11 protein-coding genes are annotated in these 13,577 nt (G+C 47.2%); 7 read left to right on the top strand and 4 right to left on the bottom strand.

Translation table 11 applies throughout. From position 1 onward, the window contains the following. Positions 1 to 121: 121 nt before the first annotated feature. The 3 genes from KFE96_RS13325 to egtD are packed head-to-tail and all read left to right on the top strand — an operon-like array spanning position 122 to position 2,772. Positions 122 to 517, top strand: a complete 396-nt coding sequence (locus KFE96_RS13325; RefSeq protein WP_255833052.1) for a DUF427 domain-containing protein — start codon at positions 122 to 124, stop codon at positions 515 to 517. Positions 518 to 540: 23 nt separating this feature from the next. Further along, positions 541 to 1,818 (top strand): ergothioneine biosynthesis protein EgtB, encoded by a 1,278-nt coding sequence (gene egtB, locus KFE96_RS13320; RefSeq protein ID WP_255833051.1) that lies wholly within the window; start codon positions 541 to 543, stop codon positions 1,816 to 1,818. Then, entirely contained in the window at positions 1,819 to 2,772 is a 954-nt protein-coding gene (gene egtD / locus KFE96_RS13315; RefSeq protein WP_255833050.1) for an L-histidine N(alpha)-methyltransferase, read from the top strand. Positions 2,773 to 2,825: 53 nt separating this feature from the next. Here egtD and KFE96_RS13310 read toward each other — a convergent pair whose 3' ends face one another. Beyond that, a complete protein-coding gene (locus tag KFE96_RS13310) occupies positions 2,826 to 3,920 on the bottom strand; it encodes an acyl-CoA dehydrogenase family protein (RefSeq protein WP_255833048.1) in 1,095 nt (364 codons plus the stop codon). Positions 3,921 to 3,949: 29 nt separating this feature from the next. Then, on the bottom strand, positions 3,950 to 5,149 hold the full coding sequence (locus KFE96_RS13305) for an acyl-CoA dehydrogenase family protein (protein WP_255833046.1): 1,200 nt from the start codon (positions 5,147 to 5,149) through the stop codon (positions 3,950 to 3,952). Between the two features lie 220 nt (positions 5,150 to 5,369). Between KFE96_RS13305 and KFE96_RS13300 the strand changes: the two genes are divergently transcribed. Together KFE96_RS13300 and KFE96_RS13295 are read left to right on the top strand one after the other, a co-directional pair. Continuing rightward, positions 5,370 to 5,828, top strand: a complete 459-nt coding sequence (locus KFE96_RS13300; protein WP_255833044.1) for a (2Fe-2S)-binding protein — start codon at positions 5,370 to 5,372, stop codon at positions 5,826 to 5,828. Further along, a complete protein-coding gene (locus KFE96_RS13295) occupies positions 5,821 to 8,064 on the top strand; it encodes a molybdopterin cofactor-binding domain-containing protein (RefSeq protein WP_255833042.1) in 2,244 nt (747 codons plus the stop codon). The genes KFE96_RS13300 and KFE96_RS13295 overlap by 8 nt, the downstream gene beginning before the upstream one ends. Before the next feature lie 89 nt (positions 8,065 to 8,153). Here the strand turns inward: KFE96_RS13295 and KFE96_RS13290 are convergent, their stop codons facing one another. Next, positions 8,154 to 10,241, bottom strand: a complete 2,088-nt coding sequence (locus KFE96_RS13290; protein WP_255833040.1) for a TonB-dependent hemoglobin/transferrin/lactoferrin family receptor — start codon at positions 10,239 to 10,241, stop codon at positions 8,154 to 8,156. Positions 10,242 to 10,418: 177 nt separating this feature from the next. Continuing rightward, a complete protein-coding gene (locus KFE96_RS13285; protein WP_255833039.1) occupies positions 10,419 to 11,567 on the bottom strand; it encodes an acyl-CoA dehydrogenase family protein in 1,149 nt (382 codons plus the stop codon). Between the two features lie 112 nt (positions 11,568 to 11,679). Here KFE96_RS13285 and pcaF point away from each other — a divergent pair, with 112 nt between their 5' ends. Both pcaF and KFE96_RS13275 read left to right on the top strand, forming a co-directional pair. Next, entirely contained in the window at positions 11,680 to 12,885 is a 1,206-nt protein-coding gene (pcaF, locus tag KFE96_RS13280; protein ID WP_255833038.1) for a 3-oxoadipyl-CoA thiolase, read from the top strand. Between the two features lie 37 nt (positions 12,886 to 12,922). Continuing rightward, positions 12,923 to 13,489, top strand: a complete 567-nt coding sequence (locus KFE96_RS13275) for a TetR/AcrR family transcriptional regulator (RefSeq protein ID WP_255833037.1) — start codon at positions 12,923 to 12,925, stop codon at positions 13,487 to 13,489. The last annotated feature ends 88 nt before the right edge of the window (positions 13,490 to 13,577 follow it).

The following is a 13,577-nucleotide window of genomic DNA, read 5'->3' as shown; positions in this document are numbered from 1 at the left end:
AGGCTAGCTCTTAACAGAGCTGGCCTTTTTTGTTTCATTTATGCATTGGCGTACTGCAAAAATAGAACGCGCAATTCAGCGCAAATTATCTAGGTTTAAAGAGCACTCGAAAGGAGGCTCTATGCCTGTAAAACACAACAATGAAACATTGGATGGTCCCGGGTATGCGAAGAACCCGGATCATCAGGTTAATTGCGAAAATGTAGCTATTGATATCATAGTATCATCGGCCGGAGTTTTGCTTTCACGGGCTCAGAATGCTATCCTGCTGACAGAAACTGGCTATAGCCCCCAATACTATGTGCCTCGCTCTGCAATAAACTTTGATGCTCTTAAGGAGATATCATTGTCGACATATTGTCCCTTCAAGGGGCAGGCGCGTTACTGGGCTATAAAAGATGATGAGGAGGATACTCCGGTTTTATGGGGGTATGATGATCCTTATTTGGAAGTAAAACAGCTTTCAGCATGTGCCGCTTTTTATACTGACCGTGTCGAGTTCAGAGTAACTGAATAATTTAGATAGGGGAGGGAGCTGGCGTGCAGTCACCATCGCAGTTGAACCAGATTTCCAAAGATACCAGACCACTTTTACAACGCTATCATGATATTCGAACGGTTTCTGAAAGTTATATTGCGCCACTTTCTGATGCGGATGCCACTGTACAGTCTATGGAAGATGCAAGCCCTGCCAAATGGCATATGGGGCATGTAACATGGTTCTTTGAAACAGTTATCTTAAGTGAATACTCAAAAGGATATCAGCCTTTTGAGGATACCTTTCATTATTTATTTAACAGCTATTATGAAGCTCTGGGTGCCAGGCAACCAAGGCCGCTAAGAGGTATGCTCACACGACCAAGCCTTGAGAAGGTAATGGAATACCGATCTTATGTTGATGAACATATGAAACGGTTTCTTGAAGCAGATCAAAGTGTTGAAGTTGCTGGCCTTGTTGAACTCGGTTTAAACCATGAACAGCAGCATCAAGAGTTGCTCTTAACTGATATCCTTCATCTGTTTGCCCAAAACCCTCTTAAACCTGCTTACAAAGAACCAGAACCACTTGCATATGACAAAGATATGGAACTTGCTTCAGGTTGGACAAGCTTTGATGGTGGCGTTCTTGAATTTGGTGCTTCAGACGAAGGATTTGCGTTTGATTGTGAGCGACCTGTTCACAAAGCCCTTGTAAACCCATTCAAGTTAGCAAATGGGCCTATTACTAACCGTCAGTGGTTAGAGTTTATTCAGGATGGTGGGTATCATAATCCGCTTCTTTGGCTTTCTGATGGTTGGGCAAAATGCCAGGCCGAAGGTTGGGTAGCACCGCTCTACTGGGAAAAACGCGATAGTGAATGGTGGGTGATGACACTGCGCGGGATGCAGCATGTGGATCTCGATGCTCCCGTTTGCCATATCTCTTATTATGAAGCAGATGCTTTTGCCACTTGGGCTGACAAGAGATTGCCTCTGGAGCACGAGTTAGAACTGGCGGCACTTGAAGCTGATATCAAAGGAAACTTTGCCTCCTCAGGAAGATTACGACCAGCGCCCGTGAAGCATACAGGCGGTATTGCGGGACTGTATGGTGATGTCTGGGAATGGACCAGCACCAGTTTTAGCCCGTACCCCAAATTTAAAGCCGAAAGCGGCGTTGTTGGTGAATATAATGGTAAGTTTATGAGTGGCCAACAAGTGCTCAGAGGCGGTAGCTGCGCAACACCAGAAGGGCATATGCGACCTACCTACCGGAATTTTTGGCACCCTGAAAAACGGTGGCAGTTTACCGGCCTGCGACTGGCGGAGGATGTATAAATGGATGATTTGAAATTCGTTGAAACTCAAACCGCTGTTAGTGGTGGTGAGGAGTTTATGCAGTCCGTTTTATCGGGGCTTGGAAAGCCGCAGAAAACGCTTGAATGTAAGTTCTTGTATGATGAAAGAGGCTCAGAACTTTTTGACGCTATTTGCGATTTGCCCGAATATTATCCAACTCGTACCGAGATAGGTATCTTTGAGGAAATTTTGCCAGAAATAGCAGCGTTTCTTGGTGAAAGTGCAGAAGTGATCGAGCTTGGCAGTGGTGCGGGACGGAAAACAAGGATGCTGCTTGATGCCTTGAACGTACCTAGTCTTTATGTACCCGTAGATATCTCTGAAGAGTTTGTGCTGGAAGTGGCAGAAGGACTGCAGGCAAGGTATCCGAATTTGAAGGTGAAGCCGAGCATTGCTGATTTCATGGCGGACTTTGATGTGCCTGAGAAAATGTCAAAGCGTATGCTGTTTTTCCCGGGGTCCACCATCGGCAACCTTACCCCCAGTGAAGCTGAAGAATTTTTGGGAGAACTTAAAGAAAATACACAAGCTGATTATTTTTTGATTGGCGTAGACTTGAAGAAGAGCAGGGCGGTTCTGGAAGCTGCCTATGATGATGCACAAGGTGTAACCGCTGAATTCAATCTCAATTTACTACACCGAGCTAACCGAGAGTTGAAGGCTGATTTTGATGTGGGTGCTTTCAGGCATCATGCTGTTTACAATCAGGCTGAAGGCCGTATTGAGATGCATCTCGTTAGTCTGAAAGACCAAATAGCGCAGATAAGGGAGTATAGATTTACCTTCGCTGAAGGTGAAACTATTCATACCGAGAACAGTTATAAATATACCGTTGATGAATTCTCTGAACTTGTTGAACGAGCAGGCTGGCAGCTTGAAAATTGCTGGACCGATAAGGAAGGCAAGTTTGCTGTAATGATGCTGAAAGCCTAATAAAAAAGCCCGCTCTGTGAAGCGGGCTTTTCTCTGTTATGAAGCTCTAAAGCTTAGAGATCAGCAAAACGGTTCAGGTGATAATCTGTATCGCCATATACTGTTTCATTCACGATCATGCGTTTCACATAAGCACCAAGGGCGTATTCGTCGGTCATACCGATGCCGCCATGCATTTGAATGCACTCCTGGCCGAATGTACGTGACGCTGCACCCACTTTTGCTTTAGCGGCGGATACTGATTTCTTACGAGTTTCAGCATCTTCGTTGCGTGCTTCCACAGCTGCTTCCATGGCAATAGATTTAACCTGTTCAAGCTCAACAAGAAGGTCCACCATACGGTGCGCAAGAACTTGGAAGCTTCCGATTGGACGGCCAAACTGTGTCCGTGTGCGCAGGTATTCCTGTGTCAGGGCACTTGATTCCTGCATTGCACCAAGCGTATCCGCTGTAAGTGCTGCTGCACCTCGGTCAACTGCTGCTTCAATAATATCTGCTGCACCGCCTGCTTCACCAAGAAGTGTGCCTTCAGCACCTTCAAGGATGATATCAGCCGCACCGCGACCATCCAGAAGTTGATAAGAACGAAGTGAAACACCATCAGCTTTCGGATCAACAAGGAAGAGGCTAGGGCCGCCAGCGTCCGCTGAAACAATAATTTTATCAGCAGAATCTGCGCCCATCACCACGCATTTACGGCCGGAAAGCTTCCATGTACCATCTGATTCTGTAGCTTTGGTGTTTGAGGCCAGAGCGTCGTGGCGCTCACCCGGCTCGTAGAAGCCCGCAGCAATTTGAACTTCACCCGTAGCAATTTGTGGCAGAAGCTCGTCAGATACTGTGCCTGTTGCTTCAACAATGTAAGCAGAAACAACAGCGCTGCTAACATATGGCTCTGTAACTAACCGGCGGCCAAGTTCTGTACAAACTGCCATTACGTCAACATTGTTGCCGTCAAACCCGCCAGCTGCTTCTGGGAGCGGCATAGCCATAACACCAAGCTCTGCAAGCTGGTTCCAGTTCTCAGGAACATGAGAAACCTTGTCTGCGATTTGTGAACGGTAGTCCTCGAACGTGTAGCTTTTCGCCAGTGAACGCTCAAGCGACTGCACCAGCATTTTCTGTTCTTCAGAAAAATCAAAATTCATAATCTTACCCTTTAACAGTGCTGGTTAGTCTAAAAGCCTAGAACCATCTTGGAGATGATACCGCGCTGAATTTCATTGGAACCGCCAAAGATGCTGATCTTGCGAGTGTTCAGATAGCGTGGCGCCGAGATAGCGTTTTCAAGTGAACCGATCATCTCATCGTTCCAACCTTCTGTTTCCAGCTCTGGCTGGAATGGCAGAGCATACAGGCCAGATGCTTCCATCTTAAGCTCATACAGGCGCTGTGCTACTTCACTACCGCGAATTTTCAGCATGGAGGAAACAGGTCCCGGGTCCATCCCGCGTTCGGTTTCAACAAGCATGCGTTTGTTGGTGATATCAAGTGCCCGCAGTTCAATCTCAACTTCAGCCAGTTTGGTTTTGAAGTTTTGGTCTTCAATCAGCGGTTTGCCGTTTTTCTTTTCAGCGGCCGCGAGGCGTTTGAGGCCATATAGCTGTTCCTTAGAACCGCCAATGCCCGCAATACCAATACGCTCGTTCTGGAGAAGGAATTTAGCGTATGTCCAACCTTTATTTTCTTCACCAACAAGGTATTCAGCCGGTACTTTTACATTGTCGAAGAAAACCTCGTTTACTTCGTGGCTGCCATCAAGTGTAATGATTGGGCGTACTTCAATACCCGGCAGATCCATTGGCATCAGGATAAAGCTGATACCCATCTGCGGTTTTGGTGCATTGGTGTCCGTACGTACCAGGCAGAAAATCCAGTCAGCATGCTGACCAAGAGTTGTCCAAGTTTTCTGGCCGTTTACGATATAATGGTCACCTTCACGAATTGCAGATGTTTTAAGGCTCGCGAGATCAGAACCTGAACCAGGCTCAGAGAAGCCCTGACACCACCAGTCAGACCCATCAATGATACCAGGCAGGAATTTTTCCTTAAGGTGATCATTACCAAAAGCGATAAGAACAGGGCCAAGCATAGATACGCTGAACGGAAGAACTTTTGGCGCGCCAAACGAATGGCATTCTTCATCAAAGATGGCATATTCAACAGGGGACCAACCCGTACCGCCGTGCTTTTCAGGCCAAAGCGGAACCGACCAGCCTTTTTCAGCCAGAATGCCGTGCCAGCGTGTGAACATTTCAGCTGTCAGGTGACCCGCGCCTTTAGAGGCGTCACGGATATCATCAGGTAGTTTTTCCTTCAGGAAGGATCTTACTTCATCCCGGAACGCTGTTTGTTCCGTAGTAAGTTGTAATTCCATGATTATCTCCAAGTGGTAATAGTGTTTGACCCTAATGTAGGTGGGTTCCCTGACTTGTCCAATATATTTAATGTATGGGATTAAAATCTTTTCTGGTGCTGCTTCCGAGCTTTTTGAGGGTTTAGCTACCTAATGCAAGTTACCTTGGGTAATTTATGTTGAATATTGAAAAGGTGAGTGCCATATTAGGTTCAGTTACCCTTGGCCAGCAGAGGAAAACATGGCGACATTCAATTTGAACGGTAAGGCCGTTACCGTAAACGAAGAAGGCGAAATGCCGCTTCTTTGGGCGATTAGAGATCATCTTAAATTAACCGGCACTAAGTTTGGATGCGGTGTAGGCGCGTGTGGCGCCTGTACTGTGCATATAGATGGTGTGGCGACAAGAAGCTGTATCACGGCGATTGAAGATATCGAAGGCGCTGATATTCAAACTATCGAAAGTCTGGAAAAAGACGGTACGCCAAGTTCCGTTCAAGCCGCATGGATTGCTGAACAAGTGCCTCAGTGTGGATACTGCCAATCTGGTATGATTATGGCGGCAACCGCACTACTCAGTGAAAACCCTAATCCCTCTGATGAAGATATTGATGAAGCAATGACCAATATCTGCCGCTGCGGAACGTATCCGCGCATTAAAAAAGCGATCAAACGAGCAGCGGAGATGAGCAATGGGTAAGTTTACCAGAAGAGCTTTTATGGTTGGTGGTGCTGCTGTTGGCGGTACGTTGGCTCTTGGTGTTGGTTTCCTCTCTACTATTGATACATCGGGTTATGATGCTGCTATCGCTGATGACGGCTCTTTTGCTCTGAATGCTTGGGTAACGATCAAGAAAGATGGTACTATACAGTTTGCTGTGCCTAGGCTTGAGATGGGGCAGGGAGTTTTTACGTCCCTTCCTATGCTTCTTGCAGAAGAACTGGAAGTTGATCTTTCTGCGGATAATGTTTCCGTGGTGCACCCTCAGGAAAACCTGCCTGTTTATGCCAATTTCGCAATGATGCTCAGGAAACACCCTGAGCAGTTCTCTGGCGCTGGGGATTGGCTTGGCAAGAAGATGTTTGGTCTTATGGGGCTCGCGGGTACAGGCGGTAGTACAAGTATTGTAGATGCATACACGCCGCTCAGGAAAGCAGGGGCAATTGCCCGTGAGATGCTGATCAGCGCAGCTGCGAAACAGTGGGGTATCGCTAAATCCGATTGTTTTGCTGAAAATGGCCAAGTAGTAAGCCGGCTTTCTGACGATAAACTATCATACGGTGATCTTGCTGAAGCAGTTTCCAAGGAAACACCTGATGAGAATGTACGCCTGAAACCCAAGAAAGATTTCAAGCTGGTAGGCAAGCCGCAAAAGCGTGTGGATATCCCAAGTAAAGTAAATGGCACAGCCAAGTTCGGTGTAGACGTTGTGACTGACGATATGCTGTTTGGCACTGTTATGCAGAGCCCTGTGTTTGGTGGCGTGGTTAAATCAATTAATGATACTGAAGCTTTGAAGCTCAAAGGTGTGAAAAAGGTTGTGAATCTTGGCGATGCCGTTGGGGTGATCGCGGATAGTTACTATAAAGCCAAAAAAGCGCTCGATTATCTGGATGTGGAATTCGATGATAGCGCGGTTACTAAGCTGAATAGTGATGATGTGAGCCGTATGCTTAGGGAAGCCATTGAAACGGGCGAAGAGCATGAATTTGTTCACGAAGGAGATGTTGAAGCCGCATCAAATGGTCAGGAAACTATCGAGGCGTACTATGAAGTACCGTATCTCGCTCACGCGACGATGGAACCCATAAATGCAACAGCATGTGTAGACGGTGATAAAGTGGAAATCTGGTCTGGTAACCAGATGCCAGCCAATATGGAAAGTGTTCCAAAGGATGTGGTGAACGCCAAGGCTGTGACACCGCATATCATGTATGCAGGTGGTGGTTTTGGTCGCCGCGTTGAAAAAGATGCAGAAACCTATGCCGTGAAAATGGCTGCCGCCATGCCCGGCGTACCGGTGAAAGTTATCTACTCGCGCGAAGAAGATATGCAGCATGATGTATACCGTCCGGCTGCCGCGGCCCGGCTGAAGGCGGTGCTAGGCAGTGACGGTTATCCCGACGTGCTGGATACCAAGGTTGGCTTGCAGCCAATTATGCCAAGCTTCAGCAAACGAAATCTGCCGTTTGAAATTGCCGGGCTTTCAGAAGCCAGCAACATGGAAGGCTTGCAGCATAGTAAATATGAGGTTCCAAATCGCAGGCTGAAAAACAGTATTATTGAAACCAATGTACCCGTTGGTTTCTGGCGCAGTGTTTCGCACACACACAATGCATTCTTCCTTGAAGGTTTTGTTGATGAACTTGCTCATAAAGCAGGGCATGATCCGTTTGAATACCGGCAGCACCTTCTTCAGGGCCATAAACGTCTATCTGCGCTTCTTGCGGAACTAAAGAAACAGGCTGACTGGGGCAAACCTGTGCCGAAAGGTAAGGGGCGCGGTATCGCCGTTCATGAAAGCTTCCTTAGCTATGTGGGGGAGGTGTTCGATATTTCGCTTTCAGAGGATGGTGAAGTAACTGTCGATAAAGTTACCTGTGTGGTTGATTGCGGTAGCGTGGTGAACCCGGATACCGTGAAAGCGCAGATGGAAAGCGGGATTATCTTTGGCCTGTCAGCAGCGCTGTTTGGTGAAATTACCCTTGATGATGGCGCAGTAGAGCAGACCAATTTCACAGACTATGAAATGGTGAAGATGCGCCATGCGCCGGAAATTAGTGTGACAATCATGGAAAATGATGAACTGCCGGGCGGTGTTGGTGAACCGGGCACACCGCCGGTGTATCCAGCCCTTGCCAATGCGATTTTTGCTGCGGGCGGTAAACGCATCAGAAGTATGCCAATTACCAAGCATGGATATTCATCTATCTAAAGTAAAAAAAGAGGCCACCTCGATGGAGGTGGCCTCAGGCTCCGTTCTGATAACCCGAACAGGCGGGAAGATATTATCCTTTGCGAGGATTAGAAGGAACCTGTCCAGCTTACCAAAGCTTTAAAGTTGCGACCGGGTTCTGAAACACCGGCGAATACACGTTCGAAGTTTGTATCGAATAGGTTGTTTACACCCAAATCAACGCGAAGTCCTTTGAGAGCGCCTTCTTTGGGTTGCCATACATAGTAGAGATCAATCGTTTCGTATGAATCCCGGATTTGGTCTTCATCATTCACTTCTGAATGTTCGCCAGCAAGCTGAGCACGCATGCCGAAGCGGCTGTCAATTTCAGGAAGTTTGAAGCCTGTGTTGATATCGAAGCGAGTAGGGGTAAGTGTGCCTACGAAATCACCAGTGATAGAGTTAGTGCCGTCGATTGAGCTGTAACCAGCAGTTAAAAAATAACGTGCGGTATCATAGGTAAGTTCAATCTCAACGCCGCTCAGGTCTGCCGCAACAGTGTTTACGTTTTGGCTGGTGCCCGATGTACACGGGCCTGGTATTGTTGGAACAAAACATTGCGGTGAGAATGTTACATCCACTGACAGATCAATCAGATTTGTGACATCCGAGGTGAAGTATGTACCCTTAACAGCAAAGCTATCGCCTTCAAGGAAGGCATCATTGAAGGATAAGCCCGCACCGAATTCCCATGTTTTGGACCTTTCTGGTTGCAGATCCTGATTTTCGATAAAGAAATTAGGGGCTGTTACAAAGGGCCCAAGCGGAATTTGGAAATGGATGCCATCAGCAAAAATTTCATTGAACGAAGGCGCTCGGAAGCTTTCGGAATAGCTTGAGAAGATCATCATCCATTCGGTTGGATGGTATGCCAGAGCTACTTTTGGTGACCATGCACTATCGTCTGTTTCAAAAGAACTATCATCCGCGGAGTTTTTGAAGTTGTCATAGCGAATAGCAGGTATGAAATTCAAACGGCCGAGTTCTGTTTGTACTGCGACTTCTGCCTGGATGAAACTGCCAAATGTTTTGGCGTCTGCATCAGGAACACCACCGCGAGTGCCATCAGTTGATGTATTGTCTGTGCCAGTTTGGTCGTCAGTATAATATTCAAGGCCGTATGTTAGGGCGAATTCAATGTTTTGACCGCGGTTCCATACAGAACGGTTTTCAGCAACAAGACCAAATGTTTCTACATCACGGGTTACAACTCGGTCACTATCCACTTCGTCCTCATTCACAGAAACATCGTTTTTGAAAACTGTAATTTTGGCGTCGATTAGATCATTGTCTGATGGATTGAAAACGAGACCTGCGCGGTAAGTATTGCTTGTTGTGTCTTTGTCGACAAGGTCACCAACATTGGCACCTTGACCGTTGTTTGGCTCCAGGCTGTCACCATTGAAAGAAAGCCATGAGAAATCGAGCTTCAGATCATCTGTGAAGCGGTAAGATGCTTTGAGAAGGCCTGATGCAAGTTCGTCATCAGATTGCAGGCTGGCGCCGCTACCCAGATCAATATCACTTGAATCACGGTAAGTGAGGCTACCTACAGCATCAAACTTTCCGTCTTCAGAACGACCAAATAGTGAAACGCCTGTTGTCCATTCGTCGTTCACACCCTGAAAGCCACCTTTTAGGCGGTACCCAAGGTTAGAATCCTCATCTAGTAGATCGGCAGCATCTACGGTCTGGAATGCAATAACACCACCAAGACCACCAGAGCCGTATAGAGCAGAGCCTCCACCGCGAACAACTTCCGCTGTTTTCAGAAGATCGGGTTCAATAAAGAAGCGACCGTCATGGCCTGAAATGAAGCTTTGGCGAACACCATCAAATAGGATGATTACACCTTCGCCTGAGATACCGCGAATGGAAGGTGTTTGCGCGTTACGGCGAGGGCCGCCATCAAAGAATATACCCGGAGTATTCTCGAACAGGTCAGAGATTGATGAGGCAACTAGATCGTCGATTTCATCTTTTGTGATAACGGATACAGAACCGGGGTGCTCGAAAGCGCTTGTTGCTGAACGTGTCGCAGTTACCGTAATTTCTTCAGGAAGGTCTGCTTCAGCTTCTGTAGCTGCAGCTGTACCTGTGAGGGCAATAAGCGAACATCCTGCCGCCAGCCATGAATATTTCCCCAACACAGTCATGTGCAATCTCCGTTGCTTTGATAATAATAGTGATAATGATTCGCAGTTGATTTACGGGAATGTGCCGCGGTTGGCAAGGTATTTAATAATGATTATTAGAATCGTTATTAATTTTAATGCAGGTGTGACTAAAATGCTTTTGGAGCAAGCACAAAATTAAATGCATGTAAGTATATGTTAATACGAGGAAATCACATCTTTTGCGATGATGAGTTGCTGAATTTGGCTAGTGCCTTCGTAAATTCGGAATAGACGAGCATCTCTATAGAGTTGCTCAATACCATATTCTGAAATATAGCCTGCACCACCTAGTATTTGAACAGCCCTGTCAGCAATGCGGCCCACGGCCTCTGAAGCAAAAAGTTTCGTACAAGAAGCTCTGCGCTTGGTGTTTTCACCTCTATCTTTGGCTTTTGCTACATCACGGATCATGCATTTGGCAGCATAAATTTCTGTCTCGCTATCTGCAATCATCGCCTGAATAAGTTGGAAGTTAGCTATGGGTTCGCCAAATTGTTCGCGTTCTTTAGCGTAAGTAACTGCATCCCGGAGAATACGCCCAGCAAGGCCTGTGCAGACGGCGGAAATATGGATACGGCCTTTATCCAAAACTTTCATAGCTGTTTTAAAGCCAACATTTTCTTTACCGCCAATGAGGTTTTCCGCGGGTATTTGGCAGTTTTCAAAGATCACGTCTGCAACTGGCGCACCTTGCTGGCCCATTTTCTTTTCAGGCTTGCCGACGGAAACACCCGGTGTATCGGCTTCTACAAGGAAGGCGGAAACCCCTCTGCCGTCTGTAGTGGTTTTATCTGTGCGTGCCATAACAGTAAAGAGGCCGGCGGTGGGGGCGTTCGTTATATAACGCTTGGTACCGTTTAATATATAGTGATCACCATCCTTTTTCGCCGTTGCTTTTAGGGATCCTGCATCTGATCCTGAAGAGGATTCAGTCAAACAGAAGGACCCTACCAGTTCACCATTTGCCAAACGAGGTAGGTATTTTCGTCTTTGTTCATCTGTGCCGTCTATGAGGATAGCTTGGGAACCAATACCTACATTGGTGCCAAAAGCGGAGCGGAAGGCAGGGGCCGCTTGGCCGATGCACATGGCGATCTCAACTTCATCTGCCAGACAAAGGCCCAAGCCGCCATATTCTTCCGGAATGGAAATACCGTATAAGCCGAGTTCTCGCATTTCTGAGAGAATACTCTGGTCCATCTCACCAGTTTCTGCCATAGCACGCTCAGCTGGGATCAGCCGTTCTTTTACAAACCGATCAAGTGTTTCGAGAAGTTGCGATCTTGTTTCCTGATCTAATGTCATGGCTTTCTCTCCCTTATGAAGGAAGTATTTCTTAAATTGGATGAGGCAAGGCTGGATAATATACATATTTGCAATAAGTTATCTTCTGAACCTAAGGGGAAGGGAGTTGGCTATGAAACATGCATTCATCTGTGACGGTATCCGCACACCAATCGGGCGCTATGGCGGTGGCCTTGCACATGTGCGTACGGATGATCTGGCAGCCCATCCTCTTAAAGCTCTTCAGGAACGGAATGTAGGTGTGGACTGGGCCGCAGTGGACGATATGTTTTATGGTTGTGCCAACCAAGCTGGGGAAGATAACAGGAATGTAGGCCGTATGGCTGCTCTCCTTGCAGGAATACCTGAGGCGATGCCTGCTGTGACTGTGAACAGGCTTTGCGGTTCTGGGCTTGAAGCTGTCGCGCAAGCGGGCAGGGCCGTATCGACCGGTGAAGCAAGGCTTACTATTGCTGGCGGCGTTGAAAGCATGTCGAGGGCACCGTTTGTCATGGCGAAAGCGTCTAGTGGTTTCTCCCGCAACGCTGAAATGTACGATACCACAATTGGCTGGCGCTTTGTGAACAGGAAACTGGATAAGGAATACGGTACCGACAGTATGCCAGAGACCGCTGAAAATCTGGCTGCAGAGATGAATATCAGTCGGCTAGATCAGGATGCTTTTGCCTACCGTTCGCAAATGAAAACAGCTAGGGCGCAGAAAGCCGGAAGGTTTGAACGGGAGATTGCTTCAGTTTCTATTCCTCAGCGTAAAGGTGAGCCTCAGGTAGTTTCTATGGATGAACACCCTCGGCCTTCAACGTCTCTTGAAGGGCTAGCAAAACTTGGAACACCTTTTAAAGAAAACGGGACAGTGACCGCAGGAAATGCTTCTGGCACTAATGACGGGGCAGCCGCACTTATTATTGCTGATGAAGAAACCGCTATAAAGTATGGCCTTACACCAAAAGCACGTATTGTGGGTACGGCAGTAGCGGGTGTGCCGCCCAGAACCATGGGGTATGGCCCCGTACCCGCGACTGAGAAGCTGTTAAGCCGCCTTGGCATGAAACTCAGTGATATAGATATTATTGAACTTAATGAGGCATTTGCCGCGCAGTCGCTCGCCTGTATGCGTGGTTTGGGTATCGCCGATGATGCTGACTATGTGAATCCGAATGGAGGCGCTATCGCGCTCGGCCACCCGCTTGGTATGTCTGGTGCTCGGCTTGCTCTCACCCTTGCTCACGAACTTCATGTACAAGATGCTCACTACGGCCTCGCAACGATGTGTATTGGTGTAGGCCAAGGAATTGCTATGGTGATAGAGCGCGTGTAGGATATGCGTTCGGCAAGGAATGTTAAGTGAGTTGAAGTTGGAACAATCACCAAAAGAGAAATTAATAGAAACAGCGACAGTCTTATTTTCAGAGTATGGATTCCACGCAACTGGAATAAACCGTATTCTTGAAGAATCCGGGATTGCTAAGAAAACGCTCTATCACCATTTTTCTTCGAAAGATGAACTGATTGTTGAAGTTCTACAGCGGTATGACCGTTTAGCCCGACAGAAGTTCAAGACCATGGTGGAAGAAAGGGCAGCTTTTCCACTTGAACGTATCTTCGCATTTTTTGATGTTCTTGAAGATTGGTATGAAGATAAAAATTTCTTTGGCTGCTTCTTCACAAATGCGGTGGGTGAATATTCAGCAGTTGAATCTGAGATTCGCGCAGCCTGCCAGAACTATAAAAAGGAAATGCGCTATTATTTAAGGGAGCTTTGTTTCCTTGCCGGCTTGCCTGATCCAGAAAAATTAGGGGACCAACTCTTTATGCTGTTTGAGGGCGCTACCGTGATTGCGCAGGTCGCAGGCGATAGCAAATCAGCCATTTTGGCGAAGCAAACAGCAACGCAGTTAATCGAGCAAGCACAGCAATCCTGATTGATGACAGTCTCCTCACGGCGACGTTACTGCGAGTTGATTTGAAAAGAGACCGAGTTGTCTCCATCTTGTTGGCAAGGGTAGACAA

It is taken from the genome of Kordiimonas sp. SCSIO 12603, assembly GCF_024398035.1.
Classification (GTDB): Bacteria; Pseudomonadota; Alphaproteobacteria; order Sphingomonadales; family Kordiimonadaceae; genus Kordiimonas.
This window is presented reverse-complemented; position numbering and strand designations above follow the sequence as displayed.